Genomic DNA, 15,456 nt, shown 5'->3' with positions numbered 1-15,456 from the left:
ATCCAGCCATTCTACGAGCCGCAACGACGGCTTCGGTCCGATCGGCGGCGCGGACGGGCCGGCTCACTCGGTGAAGCGAACGCCCGTCGGCGCGGCCTCGTCGAGCGCCGATCGGGCCGCCGCCATCGCGACACTGCCGGAGTAGCCTCGACGCGTGAGCTGCCCGACGAGGCGGCGAAGAGCCGTGTCGCGGTCGACGTCACGGAAGGCCCTCGCCTTGTGCCGCGCGAACTCCAGCGCACGTTCCCGGTCGTCATCCACGACCTCGGAGAGCGCGGCCTCCGCGATGGCCGAGTCAATGCCGCGCTGGCGCAGCGTGCGCATGATGGCGTTGCGCCCCTGGCCCTTCCGTTCGGTGGCGGTGTACACCAGCTGCTCCGCCAGACGGAGGTCATCCAGATATCCGTGACGCAGGCAGCGGTCGATGATCGCGTCGGCGACGTCGCTGGCGACGCCCGCCGAGCGAAGGATGTCGCCTGCCTCGCGCACCGACAGAGAACGCACCCGGAGCTTCTTCAGCAGTGACTTCTCTGCCGCGGCCACGTTGTCGGAAGGTTCCTCGTTCCGCTGCGGTATCGCTCCGCGCACGACCTCGTCGTCATCCGTGGACGCGGTCCACGTCGTATGCCAATCGTTCACGGTGCGCTCACGGCTCGGAGCGCGCTCGTCGCTTCTCCCCCGATGGAACAGCGGGATGACGGGGGCCAGGTGGTGCGCCTGGCCCCCGTCGGTGATGTCGTCGGTCACCGACTACCCCGAATCACGCCGGGCGGCGAGCGGCGAGTTCGTCGGCGGTCTCGACCTGCTTGGGCTGCCCGACACCGAGCTTCTGCTTGATCTTCGTCTCGATCTCCGCGGCGATGTCGGCGTTCTTCAGCAGGAAGTTACGCGCGTTCTCCTTGCCCTGACCGAGCTGCTCACCGTCGTAGGTGTACCACGCCCCGGACTTCTTCACGATGGCGTGCTCCACACCGAAGTCGATCAGGCTTCCCTCCCGCGAGATCCCCACTCCGTACAGGATGTCGAACTCCGCCTGCTTGAACGGCGGTGCCATCTTGTTCTTGACGACCTTGACTCGCGTGCGGTTACCCACCGCTTCGGTGCCGTCCTTGAGTGTCTCGATGCGACGGATGTCCAGCCGCACCGAGGCGTAGAACTTCAGCGCCTTGCCACCGGCGGTGGTCTCCGGCGATCCGAAGAAGACGCCGATCTTCTCGCGCAGCTGGTTGATGAAGATCATGGTGGTGTTGGTCTGGTTGAGACCACCGGTGAGCTTGCGCAGCGCCTGCGACATCAGTCGAGCCTGAAGACCCACGTGCGAGTCTCCCATCTCACCCTCGATCTCGGCTTTGGGCACGAGCGCGGCCACCGAGTCGATCACCACGAGGTCGATCGCCCCGGAGCGCACCAGCATGTCGGCGATCTCCAGCGCCTGCTCCCCCGTGTCGGGCTGCGAGACGAGGAGCTGGTCGATGTCGACTCCCAGCTTCTGTGCATAGTCGGGGTCGAGCGCGTGCTCTGCGTCGACGAAGGCCGCGATTCCACCGGCCCGCTGCACGTTGGCGATGGCGTGAAGGGTGAGCGTGGTCTTTCCCGAGGACTCGGGTCCGTAGATCTCGATGATGCGACCCCGCGGGAGTCCGCCCACACCGAGGGCGACGTCGAGCGCGATCGATCCGGTGGGGATCACTTCGACCGGGGCGCGTTCGTCGCTGCCCAGCCGCATGACCGAGCCCTTTCCGAACTGCCGGTCGATCTGGGCGAGGGCCGATTCCAGGGCCTTCTCGCGGTCGGCGGGTGATGGCATGACATGCTCCTTCGTGTTCGCGCTTCCGTCGCCTGTAGGCTGTCGCGCCTCCTCTCGACGAGGGGAGCACTACGACAAGGCGTAGGTGTCTCGATGACGCCGTCCACGCTACGAAGGGCCACCGACATTCCTCGGCAGTTCAGGCGAAGCGGGGGACAACCCCGAAGAGACGTTTCCTGTGCAGGACACTACGCCGGATAGAACACATGTTCGACGCGACACGCGGTACGGGCGACGAGCCGTCCGAACTCAGCGCCGACGCTCGATCCGGCCGACGCCGTGTCGTCGTGCGACCGGTACATCCGCTTCGATGCACAACGCCAGCCAGACCTCTCGAGGATCGATGCCGTCTCGAAGAGCCTGGTCGGCGGTGCGATAGCCCACGCCAGGGAGGGTGAGATCGGAGACCAACGAGTCGCCACGGGGCCCGAACTCGGCTTCCACCGCGCGCGCGAACTCGCTCCGCCGCATCGGTGTCAGCGCAGCGAGAGCTCGGGCTGCGCGTAGTCGCCGCCCAGCGATGCGAGATCGTCGGGCACGACGTCCGGGAAGGTCTGCAGACCCTCGAGAACCGAAATCCGATCGCCGACCTCGCGCATGATGGAGGAGATCGGCACATCGAGCGCGTCAGCCACCGCGGCGAGAATCTCGCTCGACGCTTCCTTCTGTCCGCGCTCCACCTCGCTGAGGTACCCGAGCGCGACGCTCGCACGGCCCGCGACCTGGCGAAGGGTCTTGCCCTTCTGCAAGCGCAGATCACGAAGGACGTCACCGATCTCTTGACGAACCAGGATCATGTCGGGCCCCCTTCTCAGACGATGATTCCGCACTCACGGGTGGATAACAGTACCGCACCTCGTTGTCACCCTAGACCTCGCGTGCTGGAGAAAGGGTGGGAATCGCTCAGGTGTAACGGGGACGAAACACCGTCTATTCCCCCGGACTCACAACACGTCGAGAGTCAGGCGGAGCGCACGCATTGCCGCCTCCGCCCGGATCTGTGCGCGGTCACCCGACAGGACCAGCGATTCGACGCGCGACCCCAGCGGCGTCGAGACGGCGAGATGGACGGTGCCGACCGGCTGACCGTCGGGCGAGACCGGGCCGGCGATTCCCGTGGTCGCGATGCCGACGTCGGCGGGCTGCTCGCCGTGGGCGAGAGCCCGCCGCACCCCCTCGGCCATCTGCTGCGCGACGCGCGGATGCACCGGCCCGTGAGCGGCGAGGAGCGTCGGGTCGACGCCGAGGACACTCTGCTTGACGTCGGTCGCATAGGCGACCACGCCGCCACGGAGCACCGCCGAGGCTCCGGCGACATCGACGATCGTGGAGACGACGAGACCTCCGGTGAGCGACTCGGCGACAGCGAGCGTCCAGCCGAGCTCGCTCAGCCGCGCCACCACACGCTCGACGTCCGGGACACGTCCGACCGAGACGAGAGTGTTCTCGAGGTCTTCGATCTCCGCGGCCTGGCGGGCGGCACGGGCCTCTCGACGGCTCGTCATCGTTCCCCTCTCCGCGCGGAGCGGGACCCCCGAACCTCCGCGACGACGTAGTCGATCCCGCTGGCGATCGTGAGTGCCACCGCGATCACCATCGCCACGGCATTCACCACGTGGATCCACTCCCCCACCACCGTCCACAACGGCAACAGCGCCAACGACAAGGCGACCGCCTGCGCGACCGTCTTGAGCTTGCCCATCCACGCGGCGGCGACGACATGGTCGCTGGCGACGAGGAGGCGGTGAACCGTGATCCCCACCTCCCGGACGAGCACGAGGATCGTCACCCACCAGTCCAGCTCGCCCAGCAGCGACAGCCCGACGAATGCGCACCCCGTCAACGCCTTGTCGGCGATGGGGTCCAGGAGCTTGCCGAGATCGGTCACGATGTCGTGTCGCCGGGCCAGGTATCCGTCGATGCCGTCGGTGGCGATGGCCACGACGAAGAGGGCGCCGGCGGCCCAGCGCAGTCCCCCGTCGGCGCCGGCGTCCGCCAGGAGCATCCAGAGGAACACCGGCGCACACAGGATGCGCACGATGGTGATCGCGTTGGGAAGCTGCCGGGGAATCGCCACGCGCCGAGCCTAGTCGAGGCGACCGGCCCTCCGATGCGCCGCGTCGAGGGCCGCAACGTCCTCAGTCGCGACCGGTCAGACCCCAGGCGTCCTCGGAGCCGCGGTCGCCGTCGACGACCTCATAGCCGTCGAACTGGGAGTCCACCGCGTCCTTGCCGTAGCCGTCGGGTGCCGGAGCCTCCGCGGGAGGCTCCTCGCCGCGGAGCCGCGCGAGAACGGCGGGGAGCTGGTCCGGCGTCACCAGCACGTCGCGGGCCTTCGATCCCTCCGACGGGCCGACGATCTCCCGGGACTCGAGGAGATCCATCAGCCGTCCGGCTTTGGCGAACCCGACCCGCAACTTCCGCTGGAGCATCGACGTCGACCCGAACTGGGTCGAGACGATCTGCTCGGCGGCGGCGAGGAGCAGGTCCAGATCGTCGCCGATGTCCGCGTCGATCTCCTTCTTCTCGGCGACCGCCTGGACATCGGACCGGTACTCGGGCTGCGCTTGCTTCTTGACGTGCGAGACCACCTTCTCGATCTCGCTCTCCGCGACCCAGGCCCCCTGCACACGCAGAGCCTTCGAGGCTCCCATCGGCAGGAAGAGACCGTCGCCCTGCCCGATCAGGCGGTCGGCGCCGGGCTGGTCGAGGATGACTCGGGAGTCGGTGACGCTCGTCACCGCGAAGGCGAGACGCGAGGGCACGTTGGCCTTGATCAGACCGGTCACGACGTCCACGGAGGGGCGCTGGGTGGCCAGCACGAGGTGGATCCCGCTCGCGCGAGCCAGCTGGGTGATGCGAACGATCGAGTCCTCGACATCGCGAGGGGCGACCATCATCAGGTCGGCGAGCTCGTCGACGACCACGAGGAGGTACGGATACGGCTTGAGGACGCGTTCGCTGCCCGCTGGGAGGGTGATCTCCCCGGCGACGACCGCTTTGTTGAAGTCGTCGATGTGACGGAAGCCGAACGACGCGAGGTCGTCGTAGCGCATGTCCATCTCTTTGACGACCCACTGCAAGGCTTCGGCCGCCTTCTTGGGGTTGGTGATGATCGGGGTGATCAGATGCGGCACACCGGCGTAAGAGGTGAGCTCCACCCGCTTCGGGTCGATCAGGACCATCCGCACGTCGCTGGGCTTGGCGCGCATGAGCAGGCTCGTGATCATCGAGTTGACGAAGCTCGACTTGCCCGACCCGGTGGAACCGGCCACGAGAAGGTGCGGCATCTTGGCGAGGTTCGCCACGACGTACCCTCCGCCGACGTCCTTCCCGACACCGATCGTCATCGGGTGGGTCTGCGCAGCCGCGGCGGGAGAGCGCAGCACGTCTCCGAGGGTGACGATCTCGCGGTCCGTGTTGGGGATCTCCACACCGATCGCGCTCTTGCCGGGGATCGGGGCAAGGATGCGGACCTCGTTGGAGGCGACAGCGTAGGCGATGTTGTTGGTGAGCGCCGTGATGCGCTCGACCTTCACCCCCGGGCCGAGCTCGATCTCGTACTGCGTGACGGTGGGTCCCCGCGAGAACCCGGTCACGCGCGCGTCGACCGAGAACTGCTCGAACACCCCCATGATGGCGCGCACGACGGCGTCGTTGGCCTCGGAGCGAGCCTTGTGCGGTGTGCCCGCCGCGAGCGCCTCCACCGAAGGGAGTCGATACGGGAGCGCCGGCGGCCGGCCGTCGTAGTCGCCGCCGAGGCCCGACAGGCCCGGGAGGAGACCGTCGTCGTGGACCTCGTCGGCATCCTCTCGGATCCCGGTGTCTGCTTTCCGCGCCGCGCGCTGCGCCCCCGCAACCACCGACGGGTCGATGACCTCGGTGGGCGCCTCCGCGGCGGTCGGCGGGACGGGGGTCGCGACGGCCTGGTCGAAGCCGCCCGTGGTCGCCGGAGTGAGCAGCGCCGTCAGGTCGTCAGCGCCGAGGTGGCCGTCGACGTCTTCCTCTCGGCCCGACTTGTTTCGTCGCCACCACGGAAGCGCGGCGTCGCTCTCCTCGTCCTCCGTGAAGGCGACCGTCGGAGCGTCAGGGCCCGCCGTGGGAGCGGCCCGCTCCGGGCGCTCGGCTCCGAACATCCACGCGTAGAGGTCGCCCAGCCGCTGCCCGATGCGGTTCGGGGGCGTCTTGGTGATGATGAGGACGCTGAGAACGGCCAGCAGCCCGAGCACGGCCGCCGCCCCGATCGGCGTGAGGAAGGTCAGCGGCTCGCCGATCATCCAGCCGAAAAGCCCACCGCTTTCGCTGAGGGCGGGAAGACCCGCCTTGGGCTGGGGACGGGAGCCCAGCACGTGACAGAACCCCGCGATCGCGAGCACGAAGATGCCGAACCCGATTCCGATACGGCCGTTGTCGTGCACCGACGACGGATGGCGAAACAGCCAGCCCGCGAGGAGGAGAAGGAGCACGGGAAGGATGAAGGCGACACGCCCGACGAGGAACCCGACGGTGTAGGCACTGATCGAGGTGCCCACCTCGGTGCCGATGAGGAACCACTCCACGACGGCACCGGCGGCGGCCAGCAGCACGAGGAGGAACGGGAACCCGTCTCGGCGCTGGTCCTTCTCGAGCGTCTCGGGCCCGAATGCACGGAACATGCCACCGACCACGTGCGCGAGCCCGAGCCATGCCCGGACGGCGAGAGGCGGCCGGTCGACATCGTCGACGTAGCGCCGGGGGGCGGGATCGGGCTTCTTGGCGCGCGACGGACCCGAGCTCTTCGCGGACGCGCGCGCGCTCGAAGTCGGCTTCGTGCTCCTGGCCATTCCTCCACGGTACGGCGCGCCACCGACGTTCCGGCGTAGCGACGCGGCAGAGGCGCGACGCTCACGCGCCCGGGGCCGGCACCCTCAGCGCAGGCGCTTGACCATCGTGTCACGACCATGACCGGCCTGGGTGACCGCGAACCCCTCACTGCGATACAACGTCTGGGCGAAGTTGCCGCGTTCCACCGACAGGCTCAGCCGCGCGAACCCGGCCGCGCGCGCCTGATCACACAGGCCCTGCAGCAGGGCGCGCCCCACACCGTGCGCACGCCAGATCGGGCGTACGCCGATGATGAGTTCGGGAACGCCTGTCGCGACATACCCGAACCCGGGGTCGGTGCGCGGGAGCATCCGATACCAAGCCGCGCCGATCGGGACCTCCTGCCCGTCCACGGCGATGAGGCCGGCATCACCCGGACGCATCCACCCCGCCAGGTACCGCGCGTACTCGGGACTCTCGAGGATCTGGTGCTTGGGCCGAAACCCCTCCGCCCGCCAGTTCGCCGCCTCCACGACCATGTCGGCGAGGAAAGCACCGTCGCCCGCGGCGGCGGCTCGCAGACGGAACGTGGCGACCATGGCCCCGATTGTAGGGCTAGGCCTCGATGACCAAGGGCACGATCATCGGACGACGGCGCAGCGACTGGTTGACCCAGCGTCCGATCGTGCGTCGCACGACCTGCGAGAGCGCATGAGTGTCGCGCACGCCCGACTGCGCCGCCTCGGCCAACGCCGCGGCGATCTTCGGCTTGACCGACTCGAACACCGAGTCGTCCTCGGCGAAGCCTCGCGCGTGGATCTCGGGGCCCGAGATGACTCGTCCCGTCGCCGCGTCGACGACGACGATGACCGAGATGAACCCTTCCTCACCGAGGATGCGACGGTCCTTGAGGTCGGCATCGGTGATCTCCCCGACGGTCGAGCCGTCGACGTAGACGAAGCCGAGGTCCAGCTGACCGGCCACCCGCGCCACGCCGCCCTTGAGGTCGACCACCGTGCCGTTCTCCGCGATGATCGTGCGGTCGGGAGCGATCCCCGTGTCCTGCGCGAGCTTCGCGTTGGCGATGAGGTGCCGGTACTCGCCGTGGACGGGGAGGACGTTGCGGGGACGCAGGATGTTGTAGCAGTAGAGGAGTTCGCCCGCGGCGGCGTGGCCAGAGACGTGCACCTTCGCGTTCCCCTTGTGCACGACGTTCGCGCCGAGCTTGGTCAGGCCGTCGATCACGCGGTAGACGGCGTTCTCGTTGCCGGGAATGAGGCTCGAGGCGAGGATGACCGTGTCGCCGGGACCCGGCTCGATGGCGTGGTCGAGGTTGGCCATGCGCGAGAGCACCGCCATCGGCTCTCCCTGCGACCCGGTCGACATGTAGACGATGCGATCGTCGGGGAGGTCCTTGGCCTTCTTGTAGTCGATGAGGACGCCGGAGGGGACGTTGAGGTAGCCCAGCTCCTCGGCGATCGTCATGTTGCGCACCATGCTGCGGCCGAGGAAGGCGAGCCGTCGTCCGTGCGCGTGCGCGGCATCGAGCACCTGCTGCACGCGGTGCACGTGGCTGGAGAAGCTCGCGACGATCACCCTCCGCGGCGCCTTCGCGATGACCTGGTCGAGGACGGGGCCGATCGACCGCTCCAGCGGTGTGAAGCCCGGGACGTCGGCATTGGTGGAGTCGACGAGGAAGAGGTCCACGCCCTCCTCCCCCAGCCGCGAGAAGGCGCGGAGGTCCGTGATCCGCCCGTCGAGCGGAAGCTGGTCCATCTTGAAGTCGCCGGTGGCGAGCACGAGGCCCGCGGGGGTGCGGATCGCGACGGCGAGGGCGTCGGGGATCGAGTGGTTCACCGCCACGAACTCGAGCTCGAACGGCCCGACCTGCTCACGCTGTCCCTCGGCGACCGTGAGCGTGTAGGGCTTGAGGCGGTGCTCCTTGAGCTTGGCCTCCACGAGCGCGAGGGTGAGCCCGGACCCGAGGAGGGGGATGTCCGACTTGAGCTTGAGGAGGTACGGCACGGCACCGATGTGGTCCTCGTGTCCGTGGGTCAGGACGACGCCGACGATGTCGTCGAGGCGCCCCTTGAGGGGCTCGAAGTCGGGAAGGATCAGGTCGACGCCGGGTTGGTGCTCCTCGGGGAAGAGCACGCCGCAGTCGACCACGAGGAGTTTGCCGTCGAACTCGAAGACGGTCATGTTCCGCCCGACCTCTCCGAGACCGCCCAGGGGGGTCACGCGCAGGGTTCCGGGCTCGAGCGCAGCCGGCTCGAAGACGTTCGTGGGCATCAGTGGCCTTTCACAGGTGTCCGAGTGTCGCGGCTGAGAAACAGTCGGGACCTCTCGGTTCGGGGCGCCGTGGAGGCGTCCGGTGTTCGGTTGTGGGTCGTGCGGGGATCAGCGCGTCGTGCCGTGCACCTTGGGCAGCGCACCGCCGGCCGCCGCATTGCGGTCGGGACGGAAGTTGGAGAAGTCGGCGCCGTCGACGTCGTGCACGAGGGCGAGCTCGTCCTCGATCACCGCGGCCTCCCACTCCTCCGGGCCGACCAATGGCAGCCGCACTCTCGGGCTGGAGATACGGCCGAGGCCGTGGAGGATGTACTTGGCGCTCACCGTTCCCGGCACGTGGGTCATGACCGCCCGCACGAGCGGCTCGAGCTTGCGGTGCGCGGCGGTCGCGGCCGCGAGGTCGCCGCGATTGACCGCGTCGACGATGGTGCGGTACGGCGCCGGGGCGATGTTCGCCGTGACCCCGATGAGCCCGGACGCGCCGATGGAGAGGTGCGGGAGCACGTTCGCGTCGTCGCCGGAGAAGTACATGAGGTCGGTCTGGTTCAGGACACGGCTGACCTCGCTGAAGTCTCCCTTCGCGTCCTTGATCGCCAGGATGTTGGGGTGCTTGGCCAGCCGGAGGATCGTCTCGTACTTGATGGGCACCCCGGTGCGGCCGGGGATGTCGTAGAGGATCACCGGGAGATCGGTGGCGTCGGCCACGAGGCGGAAGTGCGTCAGGATCCCGGCCTGGGTGGGCTTGTTGTAGTAGGGCGTGACGATCATGATGCCGTCGGCGCCGGCCTTCTCGCTCGCGCGGTAGAGCTCGATCGCGTGGGCGGTCTCGTTCGAGCCACCGCCGGTGATGATCTTGGCCCGGCCCGCCGAGACGGACTTGCCCACCTCGACCAGACGCAGCTTCTCCGCATCGGTCAGGGTGCTGGTCTCACCGGTCGTGCCGGTGACGACGATGCCGTCGGCGCCGGCGGCGATCACGTCATCGATGTGCTTCTCGACGGCGGGCCAGTCGACCTCGCCGTCGGCCGTCATCGGGGTGACGAGCGCGACGAGCACCTGTCCGAAAGGGTTACCCGTGTGCGTCATGCGTCCCAGGTTATCGGTTCGCTCCCGGCGCGGTCTCGTCAGCAGGTCAGCGACCGGCCTCCGCGAGGCGGGCCACGAGCCGTGATGGCAGCAGCCGCGCCGCCGTCACGAGCGCTTTGTAGCGCAGCGACGGCACCGACACCGCACGGCCGCGGGCGGCGTCGCGCAGACCGGCTCGGACGACATCGCCTGCGTCGAGCCACAGGAAGGGCGGCACGCCCTCCTCTCCTGCGGCAAGACCCATCCGCGCGTGGAAGTCGGTGTGCGTGAAGCCGGGACACACGGCCGTCACGCTGACGCCTCGCGAGGAGTAGGTGATGTTCGCCCACCGGCTGAAGGAGACCACCCACGCTTTGACGGCACCGTACGTGCCGCGCGGAAGGAACGCGGCGACAGAGGCCACATTGATGATCCTGCCGCCGCCCCGCAACAGCATGGCGCCGAGCGCCGCATGAGTGAGGCGCATCGTCGCACGCACGTGGAGGTCGAGGTGGCGCTCCTCCTGCAGGGGATCGTTGCGCTCGAAGCGCAGATCGAGACCGAAGCCGGCGTTGTTGACCAGCACACCGACCGGGCGTTCGGGCTCGCGCAGCCGCGCGGCGACGGCATCCAGACCTTCGCGGGTCGTGAGGTCGGCGGTGAGCACCTCACACGAGACGGCGTGGTCGCGGCCGAGCTCCGCCGAGAGCGTCTCCAACGCCCCGCGATCGCGGGCAACGAGGACGAGGTCGGCTCCGGTCGCGGCGAGTTGCCGCGCGAACTCGGCACCGAGACCCGAGCTGGCCCCGGTGACCAGGGCCGTTCGGCTCATCGCGAGCCCTCGCCGTCCGTGGCGCGATCGAGGGTGACGAAGCGGTAGCGCACACCGGTGCGGGACTCCTGCCACGGCGACCGCGACGCGACATGCCAGTCGTCTCGGGCGGGCGCGCGCGTGTCTCCGTCGACGTCGAGGTCGAGCTCGGTGACCTCCAGCACGTCGGCGTGGACGATCGCCTCGCGATACAGCTGCCCGCCGCCGATCACCCAGACCTCGCCCTCGCCGGCGAGCGCGATCGCCGCCGGGAGCGAAGCGGCGCGTTCGGCGCCGGGCGCCTCCCACGCCTCGTCGCGCGTGACGACGATGTTCCGGCGGCCGGGGAGCGGTCGGAAGCGATCAGGAAAGGACTCCCAGGTGCGCCGTCCCATGATCACGGGCGAGCCGAGGGTGACCTCACGAAAGTGTGCGAGGTCTTCGGGCACGTGCCACGGCATGCCGCCGCCCGCGCCGATGATGCGATCGTGCGCTTCGGCCCAGATGAGCCCCAGACGCGCCGAGCGTCTCTGCGGGTCGTGTGGGCCGGGCGCACCGACCGCATCGGAGCCGTCGGCCGTCATACCGCGACGGCCGCCCGGATCGGTGGGTGGTGCTGATAGCCCTCGACCAAGAAGTCCTCGAACCGGTAGTCGAAAATCGACTCCGGCCGGCGCGCGAGCCGCAGCGTCGGATACGGATACGCCTCGCGCGAGAGCTGTTCGCGCACCTGCTCGCGGTGGTTGTCGTAGATGTGGCAGTCGCCACCGGTCCAGACGAAGTCGCCCGGCTCCAGACCGGTCTGCTGCGCGATCATGAGCGTCAGCAGCGCGTAGGAGGCGATGTTGAACGGGACGCCGAGGAACATGTCGGCGCTGCGCTGATAGAGCTGGCACGAGAGCCGGCCATCGGCGACGTAGAACTGGAAGAGCGCGTGGCACGGCGCGAGGGCCATGTCGGGGATGTCTGCGGGGTTCCAGGCCGAGACGATGAGACGGCGCGAGTCCGGGTTGGTGCGGATCTGCTCGACGACCTGGGTGATCTGGTCGATCGTCTCCCCCGACGCGGTGGGCCAGGAACGCCACTGGACGCCGTAGACCGGTCCGAGCTCGCCGCGTTCGTCGGCCCACTCGTCCCAGATGGTGACGCCGTTCTCCTGCAGCCAGCTCACGTTCGACTCGCCACGGAGGAACCACAGCAGCTCGTAGGCGATCGACTTGAAGTGCACGCGCTTGGTGGTGATGAGCGGAAACCCCTGCGACAGGTCGAAGCGGATCTGCCGCCCGAACACGCTCGTGGTGCCCGTGCCCGTTCGATCGCTCTTGTGGACCCCTTCGGCGAGCACATCCCGCAGGAGATCTTCGTACGGCGTGGGAACGGAGGCGGCGGTCACGCCTGCCACCCTACCGCCGCCCGAGGACACCGAGGCGGTGCGCAACCGCCGCGCGACAGGTGTCGCGGGGAGTCATACACGGCCCTGAGCTTCGCCGGAGTGGATTCATGCGGATACGATGGTCCGCTGTGACCGTGGTCGACGCCCTCCTCGTGCTCAGCGCCCTGCTGGCTGCCACCGTCGGGGTCGGCCTGTTCCTCCGCTGGCAGCAGAATCGCCCCCGTCGGCGCAATCCCGACGAGATCGTGGACCCGCGACGACTGGGCGCCACGGCCCTCGGCGAACGGGCCACGCTCCTGCAGTTCAGCACGCAGACCTGCGGACGCTGCCCCGGAGTCCACCGGACGCTGGGCGAGATCGCCCGGGAGCGCGCGGGCGTGCTGCACCTGGATGTCGACCTGACCGATCGCCCCGACATCGCGCAGCACTTCCACGTGCTGCAGACCCCGACGACGTTCGTTCTCGACGGCCGGGGGACGATCCACACCCGGTTCGGTGGCGCGCCGAGCCGAGGTGTCGTGGAACTGGAGCTGGACCGCGTGCTCGCCCCGCGGGTTCCCGCCTAGCCCCATTCCCTCCCCCTCGCCGCCGGTCTACGCTCGGAAGCGTCGCGCGCGAACCCGCCGTCGACCCATCCCGGCACCGAGGAGACCCCATGAGCGTCACGAGCGAAGCGAGCACGAGCTGGAAGGGGAGCCTGTTCGAGGGCTCCGGGGAGATCGCCCTGGAAAGCTCCAACCAGGGCCCCCTTGCCGTCGACTGGAAGGCCCGGAGCGAAGGGTCGACGTCGGTGACCACTCCCGAGGAGCTCCTCGCCGCGGCGCACTCCTCCTGTTTCAGCATGGCTCTCTCGCACGCGCTGTCGGAGAACGGGACGCCGCCCGAGTCGGTCGAGACCACCGCATCGGTCACCTTCATCCCCGGCACCGGGATCACGGGCTCACACCTGAACGTCAACGCGGTCGTGCCGAATCTCAGCGCCGAGGATTTCGCCCGGATCGCGCAGGAAGCCAAGACGGGATGCCCCGTGTCGGCGGCCCTGACCGGGATCGAGATCACTCTCGAGGCGACGCTTGCCTGAGCCCGGCGATGGCCGAGTGGTCGTCGCGGGCGCATCCGGGCTGATCGGCCGAGCACTCGTCGCGTCGTTGCGTGCCGACGGCACGACGGTGACCCGTCTGGTGCGTCGGGAGGCCTCCGAGCCGGACGAGGTGTCGTGGGATCCCACCTCCCGCCCGCTGGCACCCGAGGTCCTGGCCGGCGCGTCGGCCGTGGTCTGCCTGAACGGGGCCAGCATCGGCCGCTTCCCCTGGACCAAGCGCTACCGCCACGAACTGCTGTGGTCGCGCATCCAGCCGACGCAGGCCATCGCCGCGGCCGTGCGGGCGCTGGGAACCGACGCGCCCGCATTCGTCTGTGCGTCGGCCGTCGGCTACTACCCGTCGGCCCCCGGAGACACGCTGGACGAGTCGTCACCTCCCGGCGATGGCTTCCTTTCCGACCTCTGCGTGGAATGGGAGACCGCAGCGCGTCACGCCGGCCCGGACGCGCGGGTCGCGCTGCTGCGCACGGCGCCCGTGGTTCATCAGGACGGCGTCCTGGGCCCCCTCATGCTGCTGACCCGGTTCGGGCTCTCGGGCCCGATCGGTTCGGGGACGCAGGTGTGGCCCTGGATCTCCCTCGACGACGAGGTGCGGGCCATCCGCCACGTCATCGATCAGGGCGTGACCGGCCCCGTGAACCTGACCGGTCCGCAGCGTGCGACGGCCAACGATCTCGGCTTCGCACTGGCCCGCCGGATGAATCGCCCCTATCTCCTGCGCGCGCCGGTGTGGGCGATCACCCTCGCGCTGGGCGCAGACGCCACCCGGGCGCTCCTCACGAACGACATGGACGTGAAGCCTCGGCGACTCCTGGAGACCGGTTTCACGTTCCACCACGAGACGGTCGAGGATGCGGTGGCGGCGTCTATTCCCGCTCGGTGACCTCACCCGCGTGGCGCGGAGCGCTCCAGCGCGATCGCGCGGCGAGTGGCCTGCCGGGCGCGCGTGCGATCCCCCGCGCCGTCGTAGGCGAGCGCGAGACGGAACCACGCGCGCCAGTCGTCGGGGTGGGCCTCCACCTCGGCACGGTACGCGGGGAAGAGCGCGTCCGCTTCCTCTCGCAGAGGACGACCGCTCGCGCGGACGCTGATCTCCTCCTCGGGGAGGGCGCCCTCTGCCTCCAGACGCCGACCGAGCGCGGCGGCGCGCCGGCCGAAACGCAGCTCGCGGATCAGCGCCCACGCGCCCAGCACCGGAAGCAGAACGAGGGCCGCCCCCATCGCGACGGCGACCGGCTCCTTCGCGGTCAGCAGGATCCACGCGCGCTGTCCCGCCAACACGATGTAGACGGCCAGGAGCACCGCCATCACGGCGACGCCGATGCGCGTGCTCATGCGCCGGTGGTCCGGGCCACCTGTCCGGGGACGTCACCCTCGTCGAGCGGAGCAGCAGGACGGGCGCGTGGCGCGCGCAGCCCGATGTCGATGAAGCTGTCGAGGCCGATGACGACGCCGCGCGCGTCCCGCGCCGCCTGCAGAGCCACCCGGATGCCGGGCGCGTACGCCCGCGCCGGATCGACCGTGTCATGGATGATCGACAGGGTCTCTCCCGCGCCGGAGAGCACGGTCTCCTGCCGGGCGACCACCCCCGGCCGACGCAGCGAGTGAATCGGCACGCTCGCCACCTGCTGGCCGCGCGCTCGCTGGTCCACGTGCGGCGACTCGACCGGCCCGGCTTCGGAGCGTGCTGCCGCTATCAGCTCCGCGGTCCGCACCGCGGTGCCGCTCGGAGAATCGACTTTGGTCTCACGATGTGCCTCGACGATCTCGATCGAGGGGAAGAACGGCGCCGCGGCAGCGGCGAGCGCCGATCCCAGGACCGATCCGAGCGAGAAGTTGGGGATGAAGACGGCGCCGGTCCCGGCTGCGTCCACCAGGGGGCGGATCGCCGCGATCCTCTCGGCCGACCAGCCGGACGTGCCGACCAGCACGTTCAGCCCACGGTCGATGGCGGATCGGACGACGTCGATGGAGACAGCCGGCGTGGACGCGTCGACGACGAGATCCGTCCCGTCGATCTCGGAGAGGTCGCTCGAGGAGCCCAAGAGGGCCGCCACCTCGAAGTCGTCGCTGTCGTCGATGACTTCGCGGATGATGGCCCCGAGCTTTCCCGTTCCGCCCACCAGGGCGACTCTCGTCGTCATGCCTCCCACCCTACGGCGCTCGGCGCGGCGTGCGTCGCC

18 protein-coding genes are annotated in these 15,456 nt (G+C 69.4%); 3 read left to right on the top strand and 15 right to left on the bottom strand.

Translation table 11 applies throughout. The features are described 5' to 3' along the window. Positions 1-63: 63 nt before the first annotated feature. The 13 genes from AVP41_RS07880 to AVP41_RS07820 all read right to left on the bottom strand — a co-directional run bounded on the left by AVP41_RS07880 (position 64) and on the right by AVP41_RS07820 (position 12,180). Complete coding sequence (locus AVP41_RS07880) at positions 64-747, bottom strand: regulatory protein RecX (protein WP_067163036.1); 684 nt, start codon at positions 745-747, stop codon at positions 64-66. A gap of 13 nt (positions 748-760) precedes the next feature. Further along, positions 761-1,807 (bottom strand): recombinase RecA, encoded by a 1,047-nt coding sequence (gene recA / locus AVP41_RS07875; RefSeq protein ID WP_067163034.1) that lies wholly within the window; start codon positions 1,805-1,807, stop codon positions 761-763. Between the two features lie 249 nt (positions 1,808-2,056). After that, positions 2,057-2,278, bottom strand: coding sequence for a DUF3046 domain-containing protein (locus AVP41_RS07870; RefSeq protein ID WP_067163031.1), 222 nt, complete (start codon positions 2,276-2,278; stop codon positions 2,057-2,059). Between the two features lie 5 nt (positions 2,279-2,283). Further along, positions 2,284-2,604, bottom strand: coding sequence for a helix-turn-helix domain-containing protein (locus AVP41_RS07865; protein ID WP_067163029.1), 321 nt, complete (start codon positions 2,602-2,604; stop codon positions 2,284-2,286). Between the two features lie 147 nt (positions 2,605-2,751). Further along, on the bottom strand, positions 2,752-3,312 hold the full coding sequence (locus AVP41_RS07860; RefSeq protein WP_067163027.1) for a CinA family protein: 561 nt from the start codon (positions 3,310-3,312) through the stop codon (positions 2,752-2,754). Further along, on the bottom strand, positions 3,309-3,884 hold the full coding sequence (gene pgsA, locus AVP41_RS07855; protein ID WP_067163025.1) for a CDP-diacylglycerol--glycerol-3-phosphate 3-phosphatidyltransferase: 576 nt from the start codon (positions 3,882-3,884) through the stop codon (positions 3,309-3,311). The genes AVP41_RS07860 and pgsA overlap by 4 nt, the downstream gene beginning before the upstream one ends. Positions 3,885-3,945: 61 nt before the next feature. Then, positions 3,946-6,630 (bottom strand): FtsK/SpoIIIE family DNA translocase, encoded by a 2,685-nt coding sequence (locus AVP41_RS07850; RefSeq protein WP_067163023.1) that lies wholly within the window; start codon positions 6,628-6,630, stop codon positions 3,946-3,948. Positions 6,631-6,714: 84 nt separating this feature from the next. Then, positions 6,715-7,209: a GNAT family N-acetyltransferase gene (locus AVP41_RS07845; protein ID WP_067163021.1), complete on the bottom strand. Its 495-nt coding sequence runs from the start codon at positions 7,207-7,209 to the stop codon at positions 6,715-6,717. A 16-nt stretch (positions 7,210-7,225) separates the two neighbouring features. Further along, positions 7,226-8,902 carry a ribonuclease J gene (locus AVP41_RS07840; RefSeq protein WP_067163018.1) on the bottom strand — a complete coding sequence of 559 codons (1,677 nt, stop codon included), beginning with the start codon at positions 8,900-8,902 and terminating at the stop codon, positions 7,226-7,228. Between the two features lie 108 nt (positions 8,903-9,010). Then, positions 9,011-9,988: a 4-hydroxy-tetrahydrodipicolinate synthase gene (gene dapA / locus AVP41_RS07835; protein ID WP_067163016.1), complete on the bottom strand. Its 978-nt coding sequence runs from the start codon at positions 9,986-9,988 to the stop codon at positions 9,011-9,013. Between the two features lie 46 nt (positions 9,989-10,034). Then, positions 10,035-10,799, bottom strand: coding sequence for an SDR family NAD(P)-dependent oxidoreductase (locus AVP41_RS07830; protein ID WP_067163014.1), 765 nt, complete (start codon positions 10,797-10,799; stop codon positions 10,035-10,037). Continuing rightward, positions 10,796-11,362: a dihydrofolate reductase gene (locus tag AVP41_RS07825; protein WP_082829112.1), complete on the bottom strand. Its 567-nt coding sequence runs from the start codon at positions 11,360-11,362 to the stop codon at positions 10,796-10,798. Before AVP41_RS07825 ends, AVP41_RS07830 begins: the two co-directional genes overlap by 4 nt. Next, positions 11,359-12,180, bottom strand: coding sequence for a thymidylate synthase (locus AVP41_RS07820; RefSeq protein ID WP_067163012.1), 822 nt, complete (start codon positions 12,178-12,180; stop codon positions 11,359-11,361). Before AVP41_RS07820 ends, AVP41_RS07825 begins: the two co-directional genes overlap by 4 nt. 119 nt (positions 12,181-12,299) lie before the next feature. Here AVP41_RS07820 and AVP41_RS07815 point away from each other — a divergent pair, with 119 nt between their 5' ends. From AVP41_RS07815 to AVP41_RS07805, 3 genes are all read left to right on the top strand, one after another. Next, the gene (locus AVP41_RS07815) at positions 12,300-12,737 is read left to right on the top strand and encodes a TlpA family protein disulfide reductase (RefSeq protein WP_067163009.1); all 438 of its coding nucleotides are present in this window, start codon (positions 12,300-12,302) and stop codon (positions 12,735-12,737) included. An 89-nt stretch (positions 12,738-12,826) separates the two neighbouring features. After that, on the top strand, positions 12,827-13,252 hold the full coding sequence (locus tag AVP41_RS07810) for an OsmC family peroxiredoxin (protein WP_067163007.1): 426 nt from the start codon (positions 12,827-12,829) through the stop codon (positions 13,250-13,252). Continuing rightward, positions 13,245-14,156 (top strand): TIGR01777 family oxidoreductase, encoded by a 912-nt coding sequence (locus AVP41_RS07805; RefSeq protein ID WP_067163004.1) that lies wholly within the window; start codon positions 13,245-13,247, stop codon positions 14,154-14,156. Before AVP41_RS07810 ends, AVP41_RS07805 begins: the two co-directional genes overlap by 8 nt. Before the next feature lie 2 nt (positions 14,157-14,158). Here AVP41_RS07805 and AVP41_RS07800 read toward each other — a convergent pair whose 3' ends face one another. Together AVP41_RS07800 and dapB are read right to left on the bottom strand one after the other, a co-directional pair. Continuing rightward, positions 14,159-14,608, bottom strand: coding sequence for a hypothetical protein (locus tag AVP41_RS07800; RefSeq protein ID WP_067163002.1), 450 nt, complete (start codon positions 14,606-14,608; stop codon positions 14,159-14,161). After that, positions 14,605-15,417: a 4-hydroxy-tetrahydrodipicolinate reductase gene (gene dapB / locus AVP41_RS07795; RefSeq protein ID WP_067163000.1), complete on the bottom strand. Its 813-nt coding sequence runs from the start codon at positions 15,415-15,417 to the stop codon at positions 14,605-14,607. Before dapB ends, AVP41_RS07800 begins: the two co-directional genes overlap by 4 nt. Positions 15,418-15,456: the final 39 nt, after the last annotated feature.

The sequence above is a fragment of the Microbacterium sp. TNHR37B genome (genome assembly GCF_001620065.1).
In the GTDB taxonomy this organism is placed as follows: domain Bacteria; phylum Actinomycetota; class Actinomycetes; order Actinomycetales; family Microbacteriaceae; genus Microbacterium.
Note: the sequence above shows the minus strand (reverse complement) of the source record. Positions and strands in the feature narration are given on the sequence as shown.

Excerpts from the sequence above, each read along its gene's own strand:
- recA (WP_067163034.1), bottom strand. The coding sequence starts at position 1,807 with ATGCCATCACCCGCCGACCGCGAGAAGGCCCTGGAATCGGCCCTCGCC.
- AVP41_RS07870 (WP_067163031.1), bottom strand. The coding sequence starts at position 2,278 with ATGCGGCGGAGCGAGTTCGCGCGCGCGGTGGAAGCCGAGTTCGGGCCC.
- AVP41_RS07865 (WP_067163029.1), bottom strand. The coding sequence starts at position 2,604 with ATGATCCTGGTTCGTCAAGAGATCGGTGACGTCCTTCGTGATCTGCGC.
- AVP41_RS07860 (WP_067163027.1), bottom strand. The coding sequence starts at position 3,312 with ATGACGAGCCGTCGAGAGGCCCGTGCCGCCCGCCAGGCCGCGGAGATC.
- AVP41_RS07850 (WP_067163023.1), bottom strand. The coding sequence starts at position 6,630 with ATGGCCAGGAGCACGAAGCCGACTTCGAGCGCGCGCGCGTCCGCGAAG.
- AVP41_RS07845 (WP_067163021.1), bottom strand. The coding sequence starts at position 7,209 with ATGGTCGCCACGTTCCGTCTGCGAGCCGCCGCCGCGGGCGACGGTGCT.
- AVP41_RS07840 (WP_067163018.1), bottom strand. The coding sequence starts at position 8,902 with ATGCCCACGAACGTCTTCGAGCCGGCTGCGCTCGAGCCCGGAACCCTG.
- dapA (WP_067163016.1), bottom strand. The coding sequence starts at position 9,988 with ATGACGCACACGGGTAACCCTTTCGGACAGGTGCTCGTCGCGCTCGTC.
- AVP41_RS07830 (WP_067163014.1), bottom strand. The coding sequence starts at position 10,799 with ATGAGCCGAACGGCCCTGGTCACCGGGGCCAGCTCGGGTCTCGGTGCC.
- AVP41_RS07825 (WP_082829112.1), bottom strand. The coding sequence starts at position 11,362 with ATGACGGCCGACGGCTCCGATGCGGTCGGTGCGCCCGGCCCACACGAC.
- AVP41_RS07810 (WP_067163007.1), top strand. The coding sequence starts at position 12,827 with ATGAGCGTCACGAGCGAAGCGAGCACGAGCTGGAAGGGGAGCCTGTTC.
- AVP41_RS07800 (WP_067163002.1), bottom strand. The coding sequence starts at position 14,608 with ATGAGCACGCGCATCGGCGTCGCCGTGATGGCGGTGCTCCTGGCCGTC.
- dapB (WP_067163000.1), bottom strand. The coding sequence starts at position 15,417 with ATGACGACGAGAGTCGCCCTGGTGGGCGGAACGGGAAAGCTCGGGGCC.